The following is a 22,357-nucleotide window of genomic DNA, read 5'->3' on the forward strand; positions in this document are numbered from 1 at the left end:
TATACTTTACCGACTAATGAATAGGACTCCATTTTCTGCGAAAGAGAGAGAATAGGAGAGAAAGGGATACAAGAGAGATAGAGAGACAGAGAGAGAAAAAAGAGAGAGGGTGAGAGAATGAGAGGACGAGACTGAAGAGATGAGATCCCGTACAGGAGCACTACGGGATGACAGTTTTACTCCCTTCACGTCATCCTGACAATGCTTCTGGGCAGGATCCCTCTCTCCCGCGAAAAATGGGACAGACGCTAAGATCCCGTCAGTCCCTATTTTCGCTTACAGCGTTAATCGGTTCCTAGCACGTCATCCTGACAATGCTTCTGGGCAGGATCTCTGTCCCTCGCTTCAAAGTTTGAGATCCCGTACAGGATCCCTGAACAGGAGCGCTTCAGGGCAGGCTTTACGGGATGACAATGTCAGACGATTATGCGATTCTTTTTGTAGGGGCGAACGGCTGTTCGCCCGTGAGTGGATTTCAGTGCAGGCTCTACGGGATGACAGCATGGGGCACTACGGGATGACAGTTTTACTCCCTTCACGTCATCCTGACAATGCTTCTGGGCAGGATCTCTGTCCCTCGCTTTCTCTTGAGCGAAGCGAACTATCGACAATGCTCTTTCTCGAATGATCTTTTATCTGAACGGTTCGAATTGTTTTTGAACGGTGAACTGTGAACCTTTCCATTTAATGATGATAAGATTGTTCATATCTAGGGTTTTGAGGTGATGTATGGATAGAGAGACTGTGAAGCTTACGCTTTTGGCCGAGGCGCTTGAGATGAGCTGGAATTCTTACGTAGTGTACGGACCGCTCGCCGAGCTAGACGCCTTTTTGGACAAAGATGCTGCCGTGAAGTTGGCCGAGGCTTTGAAGAGCGGGTTTATGCTTGAAGAGTCTGTTGAAAAAATTATGGATGACGGCTTCTTCAGAGGTTATCTCGCGGGGATGATGCTCCATAACGATTCTATTTCTCTTGAAAGTAAAGAGGCGATAGCGAGGATTCTTGAGGATAATCTTCTTTCGCTTTTGAAGAGTGCGGACGAGTCGCTTCCTAGTGTTGACAAGTTTTATGGAGAGCCTGGAGACTACGATAAGAGATTCTTTCCTTTCTTCGAGGATAAGGACAAGGCGAGGTCGAAGTCAAGTCTTAGGGAGAACCTCAGTCTTTTCTGGTATTACAGCAAAGACAGCTATTATATCCCTCTGATCCTCTGGGGAAATGAGCTGGCCTCTTTTCTCTCCAAGAATGCTCACAAGCAGGAGCTAAATGGCCAGGCTGCAGAGAAACTGAAGAAGATTATGGTTACCGCTGAAGCCTCTTATGCGATGAGCGATGCCGTTCGATCGATCGTGGGTTTTCAGGTTCCCAAAGCCGAAAGCGATACTTCTTCACAGCTGCCTATGTTTTCCCTGATCATGAACAAGAATGTGAGTACGGAAGAAATCGTGGAGCTGATTAAGAGTATTACTCAGTATTCAGTTGTAAATTTGATGTATGCTCCTGTTGCCATGACCAGGAGCGATATTACCGAAGAGAGTGAGAGGGCCAGAGAAATAGTCTTTCGAGTCTTTGATTCGCTTGAAAATTCGATTCTGGCTTTTCTTTTGAACGGTGGGGACGAGTTGACAATAAACGGCTTTCTTTACCAGATAGTCCTACAATATGATTTTGCAAAGCTTTTCGATAGATTGACGTCTCTTCTGGAAATGCTAACGGTAGAGTTTGCAGACGCAGCGCTGTTGGCTATTGCAAGCGCACTTATAGAAAAGGAGGAGACGAAGGAAAACGTCGAGCGTTTTATAGAGTATATGAAGGCTTTCAAGGATTCCTTCGGGCTTTTGACAGCCGGGTTTCTGCTATCGAGAAAGTACGAACTGGAAGACGATTCCTTCTCAACTGAAATAAGGCGTGATCGCAAGCCCGATGAAACTGATTATTACTTACTTCTAGAATTGGCGCGAGGCTTTCTTGACGATCTAGAAGTGGCCTATCAGGAAATGGTGGGCGAGTACAATCATTTGGGCGATCTCGAAGACGTTTTCGAAGAGCTGGAAGAGATTACGGAGCCTTGTTTCGTTTCAGCCGATGGCTCGGACGAAGAAGTAGAGTATTCGAGAGTGCCTATGTATACGCTGATAAACGCGGTGATTAGAAACAACGATCTTGATGATGCAATCGAGGCGATCGAGGCCTACTGTGACAGGTACATTTTCAATTTCGAATTCGTGAATACTCTTCTATATATGCCCTCAAAAAGCATTGATAAGGTCATGCAGCTCCTTCTTTTCTCGGGAGAAATGGCCGTTGGTTTCATAGATGACATTGCTGACCAAGACGACGAAGCTTACTTACTGAGTAAAGAGGAGAGTCCTTCCAACAGGGAGTATTTGGACCTTATTGAGAAGTATATCGAAAAGCTGATCGACGACAAGAAGTACCGTGAGGCCTCAAGAGCTATAGCGGCTGTCGATCCATTTGTAGATCCCGAAGATGTCGATAATCTTTTCACCAGTATGATAATCGTTCGCTGGAGGACTAAGGACTTCGAGAACTTGAAAACGATGCTCGAAGCTATAGACGAGGAAAGTGATCCGAGAGCGCTCATCGTAAAGGCCCTCATGAATTACTTTAACAAAGAGGTCGACGCGGCGGAAGGAATCATTATCGATATTCTTCAAGAGCTGCCTGACTTCATTCAGTATCTTCTCGAAAATGACGAACCGGATGAAGAGGACTTTGACAGGGCTGACGATGGCGACGTCAGGTCCCAGAAGAAGATCGACGCTAAGCTCTTAGCAGAAGAGTTCAGAGAAGACTGGTTCAAGCTCAAGGGCGGCAAAGATTGGCTCAAGAAGGTCCAGAAGGTCTTTGATGAAGTGAGCTAGCTCCTGATAGACACTCACGCAGAAGTGAGGCTGGGAAAAGCATCCCAGGAAGTGATGCCCGGAAGACCATCCGGGGAAGTGATGCCGACTTCGTCGGGAAGTGATCCTGCTTCGCAGGAAGCCTCTCAGGTCAACCGTCATTGGTTCTCCGTCCTCAGACAAGAATTGCTAGACGCAAGGCGCCGGAGATCATCGGCGATCAATTAAGAAGTGATGCTGCTCCGCAGGAAGTGAGGCCCGGAAGAACGTCCGGGGAAGTGAGGCTCGCTGTGCGAGGAAGTGATGCTGTCGCTCACGCGCCAGGACGCAAGGCCCGCTTCGCGGGGATGAAAAACCATCTGCGACAAAAGATTCGACGCAATGCGCCGAAAAGCATCGGCGATCAATTAAGAAGTGAGGCTGGGAAAAGCATCCCAGGAAGTGATGCCCGGAAGAACATCCGGGGAAGTGAGGCCGACTTCGTCGGGAAGTGATGCTGGCGCTTACACGCCAGGTCGCAATGCCCGCTTCGCGGGGATGAAGAACCAACTGAAATAAGAAATTCGACGCAAGGCGCCGAAGATCATCGGCGATCAATTAAGAAGTGATGCTGCTCCGCAGGAAGCTGAACTTCAAAATAAGATGACTGCGCGACAGCACTTGAATGGTGGATTTTCAGATGATATATTATCCTCAGTTCATTTTGAGGAGGATAGATGATGGACATTGAGAATCTTCAAATTTGGAAACTTGTGACAAACGGCGAACTTCCTTTCAAGATAGAGCCCCTAAGATAATGGAGGTATTGACATGAGTATTGGAGTAAAGTCGATAAAGAGCTGTAAACCATATCAGTTAATACTTGAGTTCAGTAACGGGGAAGAGAGAGCGATAGATCTTGAGGGAATATTGAACAAGGGAAAGTTCTCGGAGCTACGAGACCCGAAAGTTTTCTGCTCGGCTTGTATCAGCTTTGATACTATTCAATGGTCCAATGGACTGGACATCTGCCCAGAGTACCTCTTTGATCATTCAAGGCCTATAGCAGCACTTCGCTGAGAAAACAGGATATGAATTGAAGAAACATGATAAACGCTCTTCGAAAGAGCGGGAAAGCGATTCTTTTTCTTACTTTCAGGAGCGTAATCAGAAGTCGACTATTAAGAAGATGGTGTTCCTTTTATCGGATTGAAGCATCAACAATCTGTCTCAAAGATTCTTGTATACATTTCTGCGATGTCCGACATGCAGAATAGTAACTGACTTATCTTGCTAACAAATCTCATAGATAATCCGATAGTCACCAGCTCTTATACGCCATCCCTCTCTTCCGGTCAACTTACTTGAACCTCTTGGACGTGGATTCGATGCTAGCAACAATATCCTTTGCTTGATTCTGCTATAGTTTGGCTCTCGAAGAGACTGAAGCTCTTTTGCGGCTTTGCTGAGAATAAGAAGTTTGTATTAGTCAGACATCTTTGCGCTTGGATTTTTCTAAAGCTTCTTCAAACGGAAGAATCTCGTCGGCTGACTTCTTAGCTTTGTCGTATGCTCGAATCTCTTCCAATTCTTCCAACTCATCAAGAATCTTCTTATATGTAGAGATACTAAGAATCACGCTAACAGGTTTTCCATCTTCATTAACAATCATGCGGGGTTCTTTCATTGAATCACCTCATCTGGAATTGTAGCATTTCGAAGAGCGGTTCTCCGTTTCGACGCTGTACGTACAGCTTTTTTGCTAAGAACTATGAGAATAGGAGAGAGGAAGAGACTGGAGGGAAGCAAACTCTTTTCTCGGAGGATGGCGGACCGTTGACGGACAACGTTGTCTTTACAGCGATCAGCGGGTTTTGCTTCTATGCGTATAGCGGTTTCCAAATGTGAGATCCCGTACAGGACCCCTGAACAGGAACGCTTCAGGGCAGGCTTTACGGGATGACAATGTCAGACGATTATGAGATTCTTTTGTAGGGGCGAACGGCTGTTCGCCCGTGAGTGGATTTCAGGGCAGGCTAAAGGGATGACAGAAGAGGCGCTCATCAGAGAAGATCCTAGGGGATGACAGTAACGCACGATTGCGTAAAACGGGACAGACCATAGCAAAAGTCGCAATGCGCCGAAGATCATCGGCGGACGCAAGGCCGGCAAGTTCATCCCGGGACGCAAGGCTGGCAAAGATCATCCCAGGACGCAAGGCCCGCTTCGCGGGGAAGAGCCGCTTGGATAAAAAACACTGAAGGCTGTACGCTGGAAAAAGGAGAATATGGCTAATTAGAGCGGGTTTTAAACAGAAGACCGCGTTAGGAAGACCGGGTTGATAGAAGCGGGTTATGGTAACCGGGTTTTGAAGAACAATATGCAAAAAGGGGACTCAATTTCTCCTGGTCAGGACTCCGGACTTTCTTTCATCTTCGTTTTTTGACTCGAAGTGTACATGTTGAGCTGTAATTGCATTGTAGTTCCTATTCAATGGGACTAAGGCTTGCTTTGTTGTCACAAATACTATATACTCTTTGTGACAAGAGGAGTGAACCTTATGAAAGAAATAAGCACCAGGGAGAAAATATCGAATTATATAAAGAGGAATCCAAAATCAAGGATTTACTCTATCTCTGACTTTTCAAGATTTGGTACTTATGATAGTGTTCGAAAAGCTCTATCACGGCTGGAAATCGAGGGGAGGTTAATTCGTGTTTCGAGGGGCTTCTATAAATCCCAGGAATTCAACATACTTGTAAATGAGGAAGTCGCTTCAGATCCTGATCAGTTTGCTAGAGCCTATGCAGAGTCCTACGGCTGGAAAATCGCTCCGCACAAGGAAACAGCTTTGAATATGTTGGGTTTGTCAACTCAGGTACAAAATGTCTTTCAGTACGTAAGTGACGGCCCATATAGAACTGTATCTCTCAATGACGGACGGAAAATAGAGTTCAGACATAGAACTATTCGCGAAATAAGCAAACTTAGTTATAAGGAAGCGGCTCTCCTTGAAGCACTTAAGACTCTGGGCAAGGAGCGGATTTCTCCTGATGTCAGGAGTAGGATCCTTCGAAGATTCAGTAAGAAGGAACTAGAAGCTTTAAGAAAGCGAGTTCAGAAGAGCAGGAAATGGATTTATGAGGAAATCTGCAGATTGATTGAAAGGAGCGAGAACAGTGTATCGCATCGCTAACGAAACTAGCTCAAACCTGAGAGCCATTTTCGGAAATACTGCAACTAGAAGAGGTATCAGTCCGGCAATTATAGAGAAGGACTTTTGGGTATGTTTCCTGCTTGAGGTTCTCTTTCATCACAGCAAGTATTCAAAGCATTATGCCTTTAAAGGTGGAACGTCTCTTTCAAAGGTATATAAAGCAATAGAACGTTTTTCTGAAGATATTAATCTGATAGTTGATTGGAGGCTTCTAGGATATTCGTTAACACAACCATGGGAATCAAGATCTAGAACTAAGCAAGAGAGTTTTAATCAGGAGGCAGCTTTGAGAACTGAACGGTTCGTCGCTACCGAGTTTGTTCCGAGTCTAGAAGAATCATTGAGTTCGTTCATTAAAGATTTCGATTTGCATGTCGATCCGGATGATTCTCAGACCGTTCTCTTTAGATATCCACAGATATTCGCTGACCAGAGCCTACTGCAAGAAATTAGATTGGAGATCGGACCCTTGGCGGCGTGGTCTCCATCTGGCGATAAACCCATTACTCCATATGCCGCCGAGGAGTTCCCTAAAGCTTTTCGCATGCCGAGTACTCTTGTAAGAACAGTAGAAGCAAAACGTACATTTTGGGAAAAGGCAACTATCCTCCACCGTGAAGCCAACAGGAAGAATGGAAGGTTACCGCTTAGGTATTCCAGGCACTACTATGATCTTCATATGTTGTGCAACACCTCAATAAAACGCGAAGCACTTGAGGACATCGAATTGCTTTATAAGGTTGTGGCATTCAAGGACAAGTTCTTTCATTGTGCATGGGCAAAATACGAAGAAGCACTCCCCGCAACGTTGCGCCTAGTACCGCCCAACAATGTACTAAAGAAACTGGAAGAAGACTTTGAAAAAATGAAGCCAATGATATTTGGTTCGGTCCCTTCTTTTGAACAAATACTTGCCACTCTTCGCGAATTTGAGCAAGAAATGAGAACTCGTTAAGAGCTGTCCTTGTTTCGACCAATAGCGTGGATCCGTCCTCGACAAATAGGGGCTCTATTATTGAATAGACGGGGACAGACGTCAGGAGCTCGTCAGTCCCGTATTCGAAATGCTACGGGATGACAATATCAGACGATTATGCGATTCTTTTTGTAGGGGCGAACGGCTGTTCGTCCGTGAGTGGATTTCAGTGCAGGCTCTACGGGATGACAGTCTTTACTTTCTTTCCGTCATCCTGACAACGCTCCAGGTCAGGATCACGGTCCTTCGCGAAAAACGGGACAGACGTGAGGAGAATCGTCAGTCCCTATTTTCGCTTACAGCGTACAGAGGTTCTAATGGACCCGGTAAGTTTCTACTTTCGAAAGTTACTTAGAATCAAGTAAGGATCACAGAGTGCTTATGATACTTCAGCAATGGTGATGAATGAAAGAGTAATTTGACCCGTTAAGCATTGTATGACGAAATTTCTTCAAGGGTCACGCTCTTTCCGAAAACTCAAAAACGAACATTGACAATACTTAGAGCGTTAATTTGTGCTGGAAGAGACTTACGTTGCGAAACTATAATCCGGCTCCTAAAGGAATAGCAGACATGATGTTCAAATATAATAGTATATGAGTTACTATAATATTGTATGTGATACACTAAGGTTATGAAGATGAATATGAGTTTTTCAGATATTGAAGTTGCTTTGAAGGCTTTGAATTCTCAGTTAAAGAGAATTGGAAAGAAAGTCGGCCTGGTTGTTTGTGGGGGTACCGCATTGAACGCTCTTGGTTTAGTCCAGAGGACAACTGCTGATATAGATGTAGTTGGTTTCGCAGAGGAAGTCGAGGATCAGATCGTTGTCAGCAAAGCCGAATTCCCGGATTGGCTTCTAGATTCTGCCGGAAAAGTGGCCAGGGATATGGGCCTTCCCAAAGACTGGATAAACAACGGGCCGACATCATTAGTTGAACTCGGTTTACCTGAAGGATTTTCAGAACGACTAATCAAGGTTCAAATTGGGAGCTCTCTTTCTGTCTATTATATTTCTCGAATTGATCAGATTTACTTTAAGTTGTACGCTTCAGCTGACCGCGGCGGGTATCACGTAGATGATCTGATGAAGTTAGAACCAACGGAGAAAGAGATTGTAGAGGCAGCAAAATGGACAATGACTCATGATGTCTCGCCGGCTTTTAGAGGAATCATGATTGATCTTTTGCGGAGGCTTGGTTTTGATGATGCATCCAAAGAGCTTTAGGAAATTGATTGTAGATAATGCCGTTGGGATGCTGTGGAGCCAGTGGGTAAATCTTGGTGCATGGTCGAGAGCTGAGCAAAGGGTGAACTCTTTTAGTGATCCGGAGAGCGCTATTGCCTTTTCCAGTTATTTCTGTAAATACGAAAAGCGTCTAGATAAGATCTCTCTGGACTGGAGCAAAGTGAACCTCCAATATATTAATCATTCTCGCTTGAAAAGACTTCGGAAGACTGTGACCGATCATATTGAACTACCTGATGATTTTTACGAAGTCCAAGCTGCCACTACTTCCAGCAAGTATATCACTGAGCCTAATGCAAAAGACATGGCGAACTTGCTTGTTAGACTGAGACTGCTCTTTGGATCTACTACCAGAGCAGACGTGATATTCCATTTACTTACCAAGGGAAGCGCAAATTCGAATCAAATAGCAACCTATCGCTTTCTCAATCAGAAGGCGGTACTTCTGGAACTAGAGAAGCTGGCTAAGGCGGGTGTTTTGGTAGAGAGAAGATCATCACGGGAGAGACTGTTTTCCGCTCAAAGACAGTTCGCCAAGTTTTTTGAATTCGAAATTCAGCCCATTAGTTCTCCATGGTTTCTTCTTGCTTCGCTACTGATGTTAGAAGGATGTCTCACAGATGAGCTCATTGATGATGAATATCTAGTCTTTTCAACATTCATGGATAATAAAAGAAAACTTTCTGACTATCTTCAGAAGGCTGGCGAATGCAACTTGACTCTCGAAGGATCAACAGCAGACGAGTTTTATGAGAATGTCACTGAGTACTACACATGTCTTTGTCCGGTCTGTGAAAGTATTCACGCCCGCTAATATACTCAGATGGAGCAGGTGTCAATTTTTGTGAATATCACCGGATGTTATTCTGCCGAAAAATACCAGACGCAAGGCGCCGAAGATCATCGGCGATCAATTAAGAAGTGATGCTGCTCCGCAGGAAGTGAGGCCCGGAAGACCATCCGGGGAAGTGATGCCGACTTCGTCGGGAAGTGATGCTGGCGCTTTCGCGCCAGGAGGCAAACAACAAAACAAAATGACTGCATGAAAGTACTTGAATGGTGAGTTTTCAGATGATATATTATCCTCAGTTCATTTTGAGGAGGATAGATCATGGAGATCGAAAGGCTTAATATCTGGAAGCTGGGTGTTGAGCTTGCAAAGGATGTTTATGTTCTCACAGAGAAATTCCCTAAGAAAGAGCTCTATAGTCTAACCGACCAAATAAGAAGAGCTGCGGTTTCTGTACCCTCTAATATCGCAGAAGGGAAAGGTCGTTCATCTGCAAAGGACTTCATTAACTTCCTGAGTGTTGCCAGAGGGTCACTCTATGAATTAATAACCCAGCTCTATATTGCGAGGGAGATTGGATACCTGACTCAAGAAGATTTCTCAACTCTTCAAAAGAGAATCGAGGATCTTTCGCATAAGATAGTTGCTATGACGAAGTACCTTAGGAATAACAAGTGAGCTCGACTTTGTCGGGAAGTGAGGCTGCTGCGCAGGAGGCAGAAAAGAGACAGTCTGCTGACGCAGGCCATTTCCGCTATGCGGGAGATGAGATCCCGTGCAGGATCATTACGGGATGACAATGTCAGACAATTATGCGATTCTTTTTGTAGGGGCGAACGGCTGTTCGCGCGTGAGTGGATTTCAGTGCAGGCTAAAGGGATGACAGAAGAGGCGCTCATCAGAATAAGCTTAAGTGATGACATCCCTTCACGTCATCCTGACAATGCTCCTGGTCAGGATCTGGGTCACAATAGCTTCATCTAATTTCTAAACCTGAAGTTGTCATTGACTTATGCAGATCAAGATGCTGTATCTTTTTGTATCTAACGATAACTTTCTCTTATGTCTTCCCAAAGGTCTCGAAGGTCTGGATTTCTTGTCTTAATCAGCCTCAGTTTCCATTCTCTCTTCCAGCTTTTCAGCTGCTTTTCTCTTCTGATAGCCTCTTTGATTGTTTCAAAGTACTCATAGTAGACAACGACTACACAATTGTACTTATGAGTGAAGCCTTCTATCATCTTGTTCTTGTGCTCAAAGACCCTTCGAAAGAGATTGTTTGTTACACCAATATAGAACACATTTCTGGAAGGATTTGTCATTATGTAAACAAACCCCGAATTCATTACATCACCTCATATGAATCAGAAAATGAGTATTATTATGATAGCATTGTGATTTGCTCTTGATGAGTGCCTGTGAAGAGAAGGACTAGATCCCGTGCAGGAACATCACGGGATGACAGAAGAAACGTCCATCAGGGCAGGCTTTACGGGATGACTCCCTTTCACGTCATCCTGACAATGCTCTTGGTCAGGATCTGGTCTTTTGGGTTTTACGAAGCATGCACGCGAAAAAATGGGACAGACGCTAAGGGCCCGTCAGTCCCTATTTTCGCTTACAGCGCTCAGCGGTTTCTAGGTACGAGATCCCGTACAGGAGCACTACGGGATGACAGAAGAGGCGCTCATCAGGGCATTCTGACGAAGCTTCTGGTCAAAATCTTTGTCTATATCGCGAAAAATGGGACAGACGTGAGGAGAATCGTCAGTCCCTATTTTCGCTTAGTTATTCAGATGAGAAATCTATGGGCTTATTCTGAGGACGGAGGACCGCTGACGGAAAACGTTGTCTTCACAGCGGTCAGCAGAATTACTTGAGCTGGATAGTTCATACGATCGACTCGTGTTAGTCATCACGGATTGGTTTGCTTTAGTTGTATACTATGCCGAATAGAATCATGGGGGTGAAGATATGAAGAGGAATATTGCCGTATCTATCGGCTTGATTGTTTTAGTTATTGCTTTTATGGTTTCAGGGTGTGTAAAGAGCATAGATGTTCCGCGTTCGCCAGCGATTGATTGGTCAGTGCAAGCTGTGGATGGGCAGGCGAGGGTGATCATAGGTTTCTCCGGTCTGCCCGACAAGGGTCTGGTCAAGGCGTTCGGTGGCGAGGTCTTTGCGGAATTCGGTTTTATCAAAGCTTTGTCTGCGAAGATTCCCGTTGAGGCAATTGACGGGCTGCTGAGAAATCCTCATGTAGTCTATGTTGAACCAAACATAGAGCTTCATGCCCTTGAAGAGCAGTATCTGTGGGGTATGAACAGGATCTTTGGAGAGGAGTCCTTCGAGTTTCCTACATGGGAGACATCAACAGGAGCAGGGGTTAAGGTTGCCATTCTCGATACAGGAATCGATCCAAGCCATCCTGATCTCGCCGGTAGAGTCTCTGAAGGAGTGGATTTCACAGGAATTGGTTCGAGCTTTGACGACAATGGCCACGGGACGCATGTTTCGGGGACTGTTGCTGCGATCTACTCCAATAATGACGGAGTATACGGTGTGGCACCAGACGCTACCCTTGTTCCCGTAAAGGTTCTCAGCGCTTCGGGAAGCGGAACTCTCGAATCGATTATCTGGGGTATCCAATGGGCAATCGATAATGACATTGATGTAATAAACATGAGCCTGGGTACTTCAAGCGATATGCAGTCCCTCGAGGATGCTTGCAATGCGGCCTTTGCCGACGGAATTCTCATCGTCGCTGCGGCAGGGAACAGCGGTAACAAACCTGGAAATAGGGACACCGTTGAGTATCCTGGAGGATACGCCTCTGTCATAGCTGTCGCGGCTTCAGATTCGAACGACGCGAGAGCGACTTTCTCCAGCACAGGTCCTGACGTTGAATTAATTGCCCCCGGCGTAAGCATATTAAGCACTATTCCCGGAGGCGACCATGCTTATTATAGTGGGACTTCTATGGCTTCGCCCCATGTTGCTGGAGTGGCTGCACTTGTTCTTGCTGCAAAGCCTACGCTTACAAACGCCGAGGTTAGATTGATTCTTCAACAAACGGCAGAAAATCTTGGACTGAAACAGGAGCATCAGGGATATGGGCTGGTCAGAGCGGATCTCGCAGTTCAAGCGGCCTCTGTAACTACTCCTCCCGCTTCGGACACTGATCCCGAACCCGGTACAGTAACAGTTTCCAATATCAGCTATTCATTGAGCAGAAATGCCAAACATATGTATGTTTCAGTTCAGCTGGACCCGGTTGTCGTCGGAGCAAGTGTTTCGATAGAGGTCTATCTCAATAACGGTAGCTCCCCGTACTTTGTCGGTACGATCACAACAGATACTTCCGGAGTCACCAAGTTCACAGTTGTCAATGCACCATCGGGGTCATATTCAACAGTAGTGACTGACGTTTCAGCAGCTGGGTACACCTGGGACGGTGTATTTCCAGAAAACAGTTACAGCAAGTAACATTCTAGGTGATGAACGGCGCTTGATTATTGAGGCTTGATGGGAAAGACTTGAAATAGAACAGCAAAACAGTCCGAATCGCCTGGGCTGAAGTTTGGGAATATTTCTGATAGAATCGTCCTTGTCCTTCCTTCTAGTAAGGTATTCTGAATTTATGCAGGTGGGTTTGCTACACTTGTGATTCACACTTGTCAAAGATATAGGAAAATCCTAACTTCGTGCTGGTTATCAGTGAGTTCCTATCTCTTAATTGTATATGCAGATGATGAGTTTCGATGACGTTGGTTCATATTTGAAAGTTTTGAATAACCCGTTTAGGGAAGTTGTTCCAGGTATATGTATTGAGTTTATCGAAACAACAGGAAAATTGAAGTCAGAGAAGACTGAGAAAAATTTCTGTCAACGAACAAACTTCTCTAAATGGTGGCAATCCGGTCGACACTGTCTCATTTTGCTCTTTATCCACGATCTAATTCTTTGTCAGATGAAGTATCGCTCATCAAGCGACCGTGAAAAATATGACGGAACACCAATATTCCGTAAACAAGTGAAATTCCTGAAGCGGAAATGTGGAGTATTGCAGATTAGTGTAGAAGTGTTTGACAAGTATTATTGGTCTTCGCGCAGATGAGCATGCGAGCACTTGGGATCATAAGTACACTAAACCCTTTCATTTAGTCTCTGGATTTTGGTGTGTTTCGTTCTTAGTGTTGCATAATCTTCCCAAAAGAGTCTCAGCGGAGTTATATCCAGTGTATTCGACTTCTAAGAAATATCAGAACATCGTCAACGCACGACAGATTACTGTATTGATTTGACAAGAGCAATGAAGTGATAAACTAAATTGAAAGTGCAGGTGTGCATGCAATGACGAAGATGGAGTTTACGGTCAACTACAAGAGGTGAGATGGAAATTGCAGAGCAAGACATTACATGGAGTTTCGATCTTAACTGCAAGAAACTTTGCACAATCTCCGTCATGGAAGTGCATTTTTGATTGGGAAGATGAGATCTCTAACTTGCTGTTTTTGCCTCTGGAAGAACTCACAAAGCCAAGGAAGTTCTCTAGATTATTGTGCGATCCAAAGACATTTAAGTATGCTCTGCCCATAGTGAAGAGAATTATTAACGGGTGTAGGGGAAAAATTGGGATAGTTTATCTAATGGCACCAGAGAATATCAGGTTTGTTCTGAAGTCCAAGTTGAAACTCGTACCGATCTTCATTGATACACCAACCTCATCGTATAACTCGCTACGAAGGCTTTGTAAGGTATTTCCCTTCTACTATGTTTCATCATACGAGACTTTTGAACACTTAAGTCTTTATCACGATAACGTGAGATTCTTGCCGTTTTCTGTGCCGGAAACCTGGAAGCTGAACCGAATACCGGAGAAGCAACTCGATGTGCTTCAAATAGGTAGAAAGAATCCCCTTCTTCATAAGTGGATGTTGAGGATGGCTTCAGAAAATGGCATCGAATATGTTTATCAAAGGATAGAAGATGGCGTTCTGAATTATTGGTCAACAAAGGATGGCTTGATTGGCGATTTCAGAGATAGGCGAAAGTTTGCTCATCTTTTGGGAAAAGCTAGGGTTAGTCTTGTATCTTCTGGAGGAATCGATGGTAGTCGAAAAGGTTTCGACATAAATCCTGTGACTGTTAGGTTCTTTGAGAGCGCAGTAAACTATTGTTACATGATCGGAAGGTATCCGCCGGAATCGAAAGACTTTGAGTACACACGCATGTCTGAGATTGTTATTCGTGTTGATGACGAAAGATCCTTTAGAAAGCAACTAATTAAGTGTCTGGATAAACCGTTCAACCTTAAGGAAAAATATGACTCAATCATTGACAGCAATTCAACTCGATGTATTGCCTCAATAATTAAAAGAGATCTGGAGAATTATCTCGAGAAGCCTGGCTTAGTCACCAACTAGTTATGCCCTGAATAGGGGCATGCTTGGCTTTTACTCTAGACACTACACTGAAAACGTATTCTTGAAGTTGTGATGAACTACAAGCTGAAAACATTCAGGAGGTTGTTGTATGAAGAAACACGCCTTAATCACGGGTATTACCGGCCAAGATGGATCTTATCTTGCAGAATTGTTGTTGGATAAGGGTTATGAAATTCATGGAATAATAAGGAGATCAAGCAGTTTCAATACGAAGAGAATTGATCATCTATACAAGGATCCTCATGAAAGAGATGTCAATCTCTTTCTTCATTATGGAGACTTGACGGATTCAACTAATCTGATCAGACTCATTCAAGAGATACAACCTGATGAAATATATAACCTCGCTGCCCAGAGTCATGTCAAGGTCTCTTTTGAGACGGCAGAATACACCGCTAATTCAGACGGATTAGGGACTCTCAGACTGCTGGAAGCGATACACTTTCTCGGACTCGAGAAGAAGACCAAGTTCTATCAGGCATCTACAAGTGAGCTTTACGGGAAAGTGCAAGAAACTCCTCAGAAAGAGACAACGCCATTCTACCCTAGAAGTCCATATGCAGCGGCCAAACTATACGCTTACTGGATAACAGTTAACTACAGAGAAGCCTATGGGATCTTTGGGAGCAATGGCATCCTCTTTAATCATGAGTCACCAAGAAGAGGAGAGACATTCGTTACCAGAAAGATCACAAGGGCAGCTTCAAGAATATCACATGGCCTTCAAGACAGGCTATATCTTGGAAACATGGACGCGAAGAGAGACTGGGGGTATGCTCCTGATTACGTGAAGGCAATGTGGCTGATGCTCCAGCAGGAAGAACCGGGAGACTTTGTCATAGCCACTGGAGAAACCCATACTGTAAGAGAATTCGTCGAACTGTCTTTCAAAGAAGCAGGAATAGATATTCATTGGAGTGGAACTGGCGTTGAAGAGAAGGGAATCAACTCAAAGACGGGAAAGATAGTCGTTGAAGTAGACCCTGATTACTTTAGGCCAACAGAAGTAGAGTTACTCCTTGGAGATCCAACCAAGGCAAGAGATAAGCTAGGTTGGCAACCTGAAGTCAAATTCAAAGAACTCGTTGAGATAATGATGAAAGCCGATCTCGAAGCCGCGAAGTATGAGAAGTATAAGAAGCAGTACAACGGATAGTGGAGAGTTGAGGGTGGAGAGTGGTGAGTAGAAAGTAGTGAGCCGAGAGTGGGAAGCGGAGTGTGGAGAATGGAGAGTTCTGAGTAATGAATGTTATGTTAATGACCGTTCGAGAACTGTAGTACGGAGGTTAGGAATATGTTCTACAAAGACCTAGATGTATATAAGAAAAGCATAGATTTCGTTGTTGACATATACAAGACTACCGAATCCTTTCCTGAAAGCGAGAAATTCGGTTTGATTTCACAACTAAGGAGAGCCGCAGTCTCTTTACCGTCAAATCTAGCTGAAGGCAGTGGAAGGAATGGGAGGAAAGAACTAATAAACTTCCTCCATTTAGCTAGAGGGTCATTATTTGAAATCGGGACTCAGCTTGAGATTAGTCACAGGCTGAGATTTGTGAGTCAAGAGAACTATGCTAAACTCGAAGAAAGACGTGCAACAATTCAGAGAATGATGAATGCATTAATTTCTTCTCTGAGAAAGAAGGGAGAAAATAATGACTGAAGAAGAAAAGGGAGCTTATTCCTCCACGCACTACTCTCAACTCACAACCGATTCCAAGATCTACGTCGCCGGTCACAATGGGCTTGTTGGTTCGGCCATTATGAGGAAGCTAGAGTCTGAGGGTTTTAGGAACATAGTCACCAGAACCTTCGAAGAGCTTGATCTGACTAATCAAAAGGCAACACGGGAGTTCTTCGAGAAGGAGAGGCCGGAATATGTATTTCTCGCCGCGGCAAAGGTTGGAGGAATACAGGCAAACAGCGTATATCCTGCCGACTTCATATACATAAACCTCATGATCGAATGTAATGTCATAAAGGCCTCTCATGAATTCGGAGTAAAAAAGCTTCTGTTTCTCGGAAGCTCTTGTATATATCCTAAGTTGGCGCCTCAGCCGATAAAGGAAGAGTATCTTCTTTCCGGATATCTTGAAGAGACAAATGAACCTTATGCACTTGCAAAGATCTCCGGCATGAAGATGTGCCAGTACTTCAATAAGCAATACGGGACTAATTTCATAAGCGTTATGCCTACGAATCTATATGGACCAAATGATAACTTCGATCTGAACACAAGCCATGTATTACCAGCGCTGATTCGAAAGTTCCACGAAGCAAAGGTAAACAAAGCTCCTTATGTTGAAATATGGGGAACGGGTACCCCCAGGAGAGAATTTCTGTTTGTGGATGATCTGGCAGACGCCTGTCTCTTTCTCATGAAGAACTACTCGGGAAATGACTTCTTCAACGTAGGAACTGGAGAAGACGTAACAATAAGAGAACTTGCAGAGCTCATTGGAGAAGTTGTAGGATGCAAGGGTGAGTTGAAGTTCGATACTTCCAAACCAGACGGGACACCCAGGAAACTGCTCGATGTAACTAGGATTCATGAAGCTGGTTGGAGACACAGGATAGGATTGAAGAAGGGCTTAGAGAAGACTTATGAGTGGTTTAGCAAAACTTATCTTTAATAGACTAGGAAGGTCGAATTGCTTTTCAAGCGTCAGTTCCTCCCAATGATATTAACACCTTGTGCTACTATTTTTTCAAACCTTCATTGATTCCATTCCTAGAAACCACTAGGAAAAGTACCCTGATTGTTTTACTCACAAAAAAGAGTTCTGAAAGCGCCCAGAACTTCGCTTGATCATATCCTGCACATACTTTATTAATTGCATCGTTGCTGACTTCAATCAAATTAAGAGTAATGAGTAAGTTCTCATCTCACCCTTGTAATCTGATCCAATCATTAGGAAAGATCCCAGAAAAATCCAGATCTCTGTTCACCATTCTTTCAGGTGCAATTACAGTTCTGTTAGGGTTTCTGTTGAGCCATGCTGCCCACCAGCTGAAAGTACTATTTGCTATGATATTATGTTTGCAGAGGCTCATAAGCTGCATATCTCTGTAACTATTCGAGCCTATGTTCCAGTCAATTACTGTGAAACGAGCATCAGAGAAGCTATTTTTGGCCCACTGAGGGTCATCACAAAAAACATAAAAGACTGGTTCTACAACCGTATTCTCCATAGTTTGAATTGCTCGAAGATAGTATTGATCACTACATATGCCACCGAACAATCCCAAATTGCTGCTTTTAAGAAAGTCTCCTCTCCTAAAGTGCACGCCTACGGCTTCTACCTTAGCGATTTCGTCGGCTAATCGTTTATTATTGTCAGAACTGAAAGCAGGGAAAGTGAAGACATCTCTTAATTCTTTTGCACAGGGCTCAAGATAATTCATATTCTGCCAGTAGCCCTTTAAGTAACGATTGTTTCCTTTCAAAACATCGGGGTCAAAAGAAAATGGGATCTTTTCTTCAAAGTACACTTTTGGTTTTCTGAATAGCTTCCAAATGACTTTCCTGGGGCTAAGTCGATTCCCACCTGTCAACTTTGAAATGACGTCAAGATTAGCATGAGCAATATCCAAATTAAACAGTCTTTCAAGCTCAAATCCATTATTCATTGGTGTTGTCGAGTACTGAGTGCAGTCAGCTTTCACTTCCTGATTGTTCTTTTTAAGAAAACAGTAGAGACCATATTGAAACATCTGATTACCCAGTCCTCCGCCAAACCAAACTACACGCATAATCACACCACCCGGTTCCTGATGAAAGAAAAATCACTCAGACAAGAAACTCTTACATTTAAAACATTGTCTTGCTTCTTTTGAGATCTTGAATAACTTAAGAGTCCAAACAACCAAAGTCATTTGCCCTTCTATGCCTAAGAATGTCACTTAGAAGTCTTCAATCTTCACTTGATTTCAGCGCACTGACTTCATAAAGCTGGATTCAAAGGATATTTGTTAAATTGTAAAAAAGCGATCTGTTGGGTTCTAAACTCTCTTTGTAAGTTTCAGCTCGTTTCACCACATACTTTCATGAAAACATTATCATGATTGACCACAGCACAAAGTCTGTCAAGTAACGGCCACCTAGAAATACGTTGATTCAGCAAAAGAGACTAAAGGATTTCATTCAGATACCTCATTTGCCAAGAGCCAAGTTTTCGGAGATACCAAAGAATTGCACAAACTTCAATTCTCAAAGTGTCCGCAGTATTATAAACTCTCACAGTCTCTTCCCTTTATACCTCAAATAGCTGAAGTAGAGGTTCGGAAAGTGCATCAAGAGGACTTTTACGAGCTTATCTTTCATTGATTGTCCTTCGTATCTGCGTATCTGCTCACTAATAATCTGGACATTCATGAGATTAATAAGTTTCCTACTTGGGAATCCACCAAGAGCAAGACTCGCGATTGCACCAACATATGCTCTCGGAATCAGGTTACTATCCATCATCTCCATGATCTCCCTTTGTGCACCATGTGCTTCCAGAAACCTCCTCAACCTTCTGAGAGCCCCTACTGTGTGGAAGTGTCTGTAATCGTTTATCCTTGATGCTGAGCGAATCCTAATCACTGACTTTGCAAGAGATTGTTCTTCAAATACCACTTTTTCTGCAACATAGAGCGCTTTCATAGTGAACTCCACGTCTTCGCCGTTTGTGGCTCCGGCTTGGTACTTATGCATGTGTTTTCGCAAAAATGATTTGTTGTACAAGACACTTCCCGTCCACAACCACGTCTTGTTTTTCATCATAAGAAGAAGGACTGTTCTTCCATCTGTAGGTTCACATAAATATTGGTATTTGTCTTCGAATCTCCGGATCGTCTGGCCATTAAAGTCAACAACGTCATATCCAAAAGCCAAAATTTCAGCCCGCGTCTCACGAGCCTTTCTGTATATGTTACTTAGGCAGTCTTTTGACATTAGATCATCTGAGTCGAAGAATATAACGTATTCTCCTCTAGCGGAAATCAGACCCATGTTCCTTGCCGAACTAACGCCGGAGTTTTCTGTTCTAATTATCCTTGAGAAAGTCGCTGAGTTTTGAGATGAATCTAGCACTGACCTAACCACTTCTTCTGTGCCATCTGTTGATCCATCGTTGACAACTATCACTTCGAAATCTACGCCTTGCTGGGCTATGATGGTCCTGAGCGTTCTTTCAATAAATCTCTCAGCATTGTATGCAGGTACCACCACTGTGACGGCCACATTTTCTTGAACACCTGCTGAAGTGGACAACCTTTTGTCCATCACCGAACTCTCCTCCCGTGGTTGCTAATGACGAATTAGATGTTCGAACGTACAACGGAACAATTTCCCAAAGATTCGTACTGAAGCTAACGGTGAGACTTAGCTGTCTCTCCTATAATTTCTTCGTAGATATCCCGCTCTTTCCTAGCTATTTCGTGCCAATCATATGAGGGCACACAGTGACTCACAGTGTCAAACTCGAGCTCATCCGAAATAATCCATGAAATTCTTTGAGCTAGCTCCTCTGAGAGGTCTTCGCTGTTACTTGAGAGAAGTCGCTCATCTCCAATGGCTTCCGGTATCCCTCCCACATTGGTTCCTACTACTCTAGCTCCACAAGCTCTAGCCTCAAGAATAACCGTTCCAAAACCTTCTTGTCTGCTGGGTATGACAAGGACATCGATTCCATTCATGACTACTGGCATGAGTTCGTATTCTACTCTGCCGGCGAAGTGCGTCAAATCCGTAGGCATACATTCCCTTAGCGTGTTTATTAAAGGGCCATCACCTACAATGAGGAAGAAGACGTCTGATCTGAGCTTCATTAGCTCTTCCGCGATTGCCGGAAGTCGATCTGCTCCTTTCACTTCCATTAGATTACCGACAAAACCCACGATCTTCTTATCGAGCGGCAGGCTCATCTTCCTTCTTGCCTCTTCCTTGTCCATAGGTTTGAATACGTTGGTATCTACTCCATTTGGGATGACAATCCCATTGGACTTGTCATAATCCAGTTTCTCAGATGCATCTCTCATCAAAGCCTTGCTCACAAAGATTACCTTTGCTGCCTTTTCAAGCACCTCTTTTACGAAAGCCTTGTTGTTGTTTGAAATGGAGTGAATCTCACCACCATGGGCGGTAACTATATATGGAACATTGTACTTCTCAGAAAGCAGCAGAGCGGCATATCCCTCCGGGAAGACTCTGTGAGCGTGAAGCAAACGGAATTCCTGGATCTTCTTGTTCTTCTCAATGGCAGTTGCCATTCCCCGAGCGTATTTCACCCACGAATTGGCTTCCTGTCTAATCAGCCCAATGCGATCTCTTAAGCCAAGAGAGACATTTAATACGGGGTAGTGCTTCTCATTCAAGTTCACCGACTTTACTGATTCAGATGGGGAATATCCTTTCAGCTTTTTCACAAGCCTAATTGGGAAGTTATCAAATGTAGAAACCGGAGCGAAATCGAAAGGCACACCTAACTCTGTCAGCGCCTTAAGCCTCTCGACTATGAAGACACCACTAGACGAGCTTTTTGGTTTTGGGAACATCTCTGAGAAGATCAGTACGCTTGGCGTCTCTCTACTCATGGGCTCACCTTTAGTCATTTTGACTGGATAGCTGATACGGAAGATTCACGATGAGTATCAAGCTTTCAGCCCTTGAAATTCCTCTTGAGCTTCTTTTCAGACACTACTGAAAGGACGAAATTGCTCTTCCATTCGGCTTCAGGAAGGAGGTAGTTCCGCTCTAAGAAGTTCTTCATTGCCAATTCCTGCGGCCAATAGTTATCCTTTTTGAATTCAAGAGTTCCATCTTCAAGAAGAAAATAACAGCCTGGAACGTTGTCTACTTTCATCTGTATTGGAGTAATGACTCCGATAAATGGAGAGATTTCGATTATCCAGAATTTGCCTTCTCTGTCCCTCATCATGTCGACTCCAAGCATTGCCTTTCCGATAAGGCCATACGTCTTCAGAGCAATCTCGACTGCTTCCAGAGGAAGATCTTCCTTTATAACTATTCCACTACCCGAGGCTCTAAAGTCGTTTCTTTTGGGTTTCCGAAAGTAACCAGTTACTACGTTTCCTGCAACATTCACCCTTACGTCAAGGCCATCTCCATTTACTAATCTCTGAAGGTAAACGTAGTTCTTCTGACGAAAGTATGCATTGCTGCACTTCTTTCCATAGAAAGAGAATGCCCTGCGAGAAAACCGGGAAAGCTGTGCAGGGTTCTTAATTAGATCTACTTCCCTTGAGCTAGCGCCGTGAAAACGTTTTGAAACTAGAGGAAATAAGAATTTCGTCTTCATTTGCTCGATTTCGTGGTAATCGTTAGAAATGAAGGTATCCGCAACGGGTAGCCCATTCATTTTCAGAAAGTATGTAGACATTACCTTGTCATCGCAAAGGAGAAGCGTTTCATAGTCGGGAAAGCATTTCTTGCCCAGCTTCTTCTCGAGAATGTAAATCTTTCTCTTTATCTCGTCCAGTTCAGCGGGACCGCTATTCGGGGACCAGATTATCAAGTCAAAATTCTTTGCCGCTTCTAGCCAGTCTGAACGATGGTATTCGAATATCTCGAAATCGAAGCCGTTGTTCTTCAGAAACCTCCTGTATTTTGTCCAGTGCGGATTTTCGTTTGTGTCACGAGTCAATCCTACAAATGGTTTCTTCTTCTCTCGAGGCCAATCAACGATAACATCGCAAGGTTTGTAAAGCTCCACATCATCTTCTCTTGGATTCCTGATGTCGGGATTGCCCAGTATTCTTATTGAAAAGTATCTCTTTAGCCTAGTAAGCAACTCACACCTCTTCGAGACTCACAATACTGGTTGTAAACTCA

19 protein-coding genes are annotated in these 22,357 nt (G+C 44.0%); 12 read left to right on the forward strand and 7 right to left on the reverse strand.

What is annotated here, in order from left to right:
• Positions 1 to 729 precede the first annotated feature (729 nt).
• Positions 730 to 2,886 (forward strand): hypothetical protein, encoded by a 2,157-nt coding sequence (locus THEBA_RS05865; RefSeq protein WP_014730845.1) that lies wholly within the window; start codon positions 730 to 732, stop codon positions 2,884 to 2,886.
• Between the two features lie 789 nt (positions 2,887 to 3,675).
• Positions 3,676 to 3,924, forward strand: coding sequence for a DUF2442 domain-containing protein (locus tag THEBA_RS05875; protein WP_006486464.1), 249 nt, complete (start codon positions 3,676 to 3,678; stop codon positions 3,922 to 3,924).
• Between the two features lie 213 nt (positions 3,925 to 4,137).
• Here the strand turns inward: THEBA_RS05875 and THEBA_RS14970 are convergent, their stop codons facing one another.
• Complete coding sequence (locus THEBA_RS14970; RefSeq protein WP_081484614.1) at positions 4,138 to 4,317, reverse strand: type II toxin-antitoxin system RelE family toxin; 180 nt, start codon at positions 4,315 to 4,317, stop codon at positions 4,138 to 4,140.
• Between the two features lie 16 nt (positions 4,318 to 4,333).
• Complete coding sequence (locus THEBA_RS05880) at positions 4,334 to 4,531, reverse strand: hypothetical protein (RefSeq protein ID WP_014730846.1); 198 nt, start codon at positions 4,529 to 4,531, stop codon at positions 4,334 to 4,336.
• 873 nt (positions 4,532 to 5,404) lie between these two features.
• Between THEBA_RS05880 and THEBA_RS05890 the strand changes: the two genes are divergently transcribed.
• The 5 genes from THEBA_RS05890 to THEBA_RS05910 all read left to right on the forward strand — a co-directional run bounded on the left by THEBA_RS05890 (position 5,405) and on the right by THEBA_RS05910 (position 9,754).
• Positions 5,405 to 6,040, forward strand: coding sequence for a DUF6088 family protein (locus THEBA_RS05890; protein WP_014730847.1), 636 nt, complete (start codon positions 5,405 to 5,407; stop codon positions 6,038 to 6,040).
• Positions 6,024 to 7,016, forward strand: a complete 993-nt coding sequence (locus tag THEBA_RS05895; protein WP_014730848.1) for a nucleotidyl transferase AbiEii/AbiGii toxin family protein — start codon at positions 6,024 to 6,026, stop codon at positions 7,014 to 7,016. Before THEBA_RS05890 ends, THEBA_RS05895 begins: the two co-directional genes overlap by 17 nt.
• A 661-nt stretch (positions 7,017 to 7,677) precedes the next feature.
• Complete coding sequence (locus tag THEBA_RS05900) at positions 7,678 to 8,265, forward strand: DUF6036 family nucleotidyltransferase (protein ID WP_014730849.1); 588 nt, start codon at positions 7,678 to 7,680, stop codon at positions 8,263 to 8,265.
• The gene (locus THEBA_RS05905) at positions 8,240 to 9,100 is read left to right on the forward strand and encodes a hypothetical protein (RefSeq protein WP_041928100.1); all 861 of its coding nucleotides are present in this window, start codon (positions 8,240 to 8,242) and stop codon (positions 9,098 to 9,100) included. Before THEBA_RS05900 ends, THEBA_RS05905 begins: the two co-directional genes overlap by 26 nt.
• A gap of 297 nt (positions 9,101 to 9,397) precedes the next feature.
• A complete protein-coding gene (locus THEBA_RS05910) occupies positions 9,398 to 9,754 on the forward strand; it encodes a four helix bundle protein (RefSeq protein WP_014730851.1) in 357 nt (118 codons plus the stop codon).
• A 365-nt stretch (positions 9,755 to 10,119) separates the two neighbouring features.
• Here THEBA_RS05910 and THEBA_RS05915 read toward each other — a convergent pair whose 3' ends face one another.
• A complete protein-coding gene (locus THEBA_RS05915; RefSeq protein ID WP_014730852.1) occupies positions 10,120 to 10,419 on the reverse strand; it encodes a GIY-YIG nuclease family protein in 300 nt (99 codons plus the stop codon).
• Between the two features lie 628 nt (positions 10,420 to 11,047).
• On the opposite strand from THEBA_RS05915, the gene THEBA_RS05925 reads away from it, so the two are divergent.
• The 5 genes from THEBA_RS05925 to fcl all read left to right on the forward strand — a co-directional run bounded on the left by THEBA_RS05925 (position 11,048) and on the right by fcl (position 17,153).
• Positions 11,048 to 12,559: a S8 family peptidase gene (locus THEBA_RS05925; RefSeq protein ID WP_014730854.1), complete on the forward strand. Its 1,512-nt coding sequence runs from the start codon at positions 11,048 to 11,050 to the stop codon at positions 12,557 to 12,559.
• Between the two features lie 914 nt (positions 12,560 to 13,473).
• Complete coding sequence (locus THEBA_RS05930) at positions 13,474 to 14,499, forward strand: hypothetical protein (protein ID WP_014730855.1); 1,026 nt, start codon at positions 13,474 to 13,476, stop codon at positions 14,497 to 14,499.
• 109 nt (positions 14,500 to 14,608) lie between these two features.
• Complete coding sequence (gene gmd / locus THEBA_RS05935) at positions 14,609 to 15,676, forward strand: GDP-mannose 4,6-dehydratase (protein ID WP_014730856.1); 1,068 nt, start codon at positions 14,609 to 14,611, stop codon at positions 15,674 to 15,676.
• 138 nt (positions 15,677 to 15,814) lie between these two features.
• On the forward strand, positions 15,815 to 16,183 hold the full coding sequence (locus tag THEBA_RS05940; protein WP_014730857.1) for a four helix bundle protein: 369 nt from the start codon (positions 15,815 to 15,817) through the stop codon (positions 16,181 to 16,183).
• Positions 16,176 to 17,153 (forward strand): GDP-L-fucose synthase, encoded by a 978-nt coding sequence (gene fcl / locus THEBA_RS05945; RefSeq protein WP_014730858.1) that lies wholly within the window; start codon positions 16,176 to 16,178, stop codon positions 17,151 to 17,153. The genes THEBA_RS05940 and fcl overlap by 8 nt, the downstream gene beginning before the upstream one ends.
• Before the next feature lie 253 nt (positions 17,154 to 17,406).
• Here fcl and THEBA_RS05950 read toward each other — a convergent pair whose 3' ends face one another.
• The 4 genes from THEBA_RS05950 to THEBA_RS05965 form a co-directional block, all read right to left on the reverse strand.
• Entirely contained in the window at positions 17,407 to 18,273 is an 867-nt protein-coding gene (locus THEBA_RS05950; RefSeq protein ID WP_014730859.1) for an alpha-1,2-fucosyltransferase, read from the reverse strand.
• Between the two features lie 484 nt (positions 18,274 to 18,757).
• A complete protein-coding gene (locus THEBA_RS13750; protein WP_014730860.1) occupies positions 18,758 to 19,789 on the reverse strand; it encodes a glycosyltransferase family 2 protein in 1,032 nt (343 codons plus the stop codon).
• Positions 19,790 to 19,875: 86 nt separating this feature from the next.
• Positions 19,876 to 21,099 carry a glycosyltransferase gene (locus THEBA_RS05960; protein WP_014730861.1) on the reverse strand — a complete coding sequence of 408 codons (1,224 nt, stop codon included), beginning with the start codon at positions 21,097 to 21,099 and terminating at the stop codon, positions 19,876 to 19,878.
• A 65-nt stretch (positions 21,100 to 21,164) separates the two neighbouring features.
• A complete protein-coding gene (locus tag THEBA_RS05965) occupies positions 21,165 to 22,316 on the reverse strand; it encodes an ATP-grasp domain-containing protein (protein WP_014730862.1) in 1,152 nt (383 codons plus the stop codon).
• Positions 22,317 to 22,357: the final 41 nt, after the last annotated feature.

The organism is Mesotoga prima MesG1.Ag.4.2, assembly GCF_000147715.2.
Classification (GTDB): domain Bacteria; phylum Thermotogota; class Thermotogae; order Petrotogales; family Kosmotogaceae; genus Mesotoga; species Mesotoga prima.

Excerpts from the sequence above, each read along its gene's own strand:
- THEBA_RS05865 (WP_014730845.1), top strand. The coding sequence starts at position 730 with ATGGATAGAGAGACTGTGAAGCTTACGCTTTTGGCCGAGGCGCTTGAG.
- THEBA_RS05875 (WP_006486464.1), top strand. The coding sequence starts at position 3,676 with ATGAGTATTGGAGTAAAGTCGATAAAGAGCTGTAAACCATATCAGTTA.
- THEBA_RS05880 (WP_014730846.1), bottom strand. The coding sequence starts at position 4,531 with ATGAAAGAACCCCGCATGATTGTTAATGAAGATGGAAAACCTGTTAGC.
- THEBA_RS05890 (WP_014730847.1), top strand. The coding sequence starts at position 5,405 with ATGAAAGAAATAAGCACCAGGGAGAAAATATCGAATTATATAAAGAGG.
- THEBA_RS05900 (WP_014730849.1), top strand. The coding sequence starts at position 7,678 with ATGAATATGAGTTTTTCAGATATTGAAGTTGCTTTGAAGGCTTTGAAT.
- THEBA_RS05910 (WP_014730851.1), top strand. The coding sequence starts at position 9,398 with ATGGAGATCGAAAGGCTTAATATCTGGAAGCTGGGTGTTGAGCTTGCA.
- THEBA_RS05915 (WP_014730852.1), bottom strand. The coding sequence starts at position 10,419 with ATGAATTCGGGGTTTGTTTACATAATGACAAATCCTTCCAGAAATGTG.
- THEBA_RS05925 (WP_014730854.1), top strand. The coding sequence starts at position 11,048 with ATGAAGAGGAATATTGCCGTATCTATCGGCTTGATTGTTTTAGTTATT.
- gmd (WP_014730856.1), top strand. The coding sequence starts at position 14,609 with ATGAAGAAACACGCCTTAATCACGGGTATTACCGGCCAAGATGGATCT.
- THEBA_RS05940 (WP_014730857.1), top strand. The coding sequence starts at position 15,815 with ATGTTCTACAAAGACCTAGATGTATATAAGAAAAGCATAGATTTCGTT.
- fcl (WP_014730858.1), top strand. The coding sequence starts at position 16,176 with ATGACTGAAGAAGAAAAGGGAGCTTATTCCTCCACGCACTACTCTCAA.
- THEBA_RS05950 (WP_014730859.1), bottom strand. The coding sequence starts at position 18,273 with ATGCGTGTAGTTTGGTTTGGCGGAGGACTGGGTAATCAGATGTTTCAA.
- THEBA_RS13750 (WP_014730860.1), bottom strand. The coding sequence starts at position 19,789 with ATGGACAAAAGGTTGTCCACTTCAGCAGGTGTTCAAGAAAATGTGGCC.
- THEBA_RS05960 (WP_014730861.1), bottom strand. The coding sequence starts at position 21,099 with ATGAGTAGAGAGACGCCAAGCGTACTGATCTTCTCAGAGATGTTCCCA.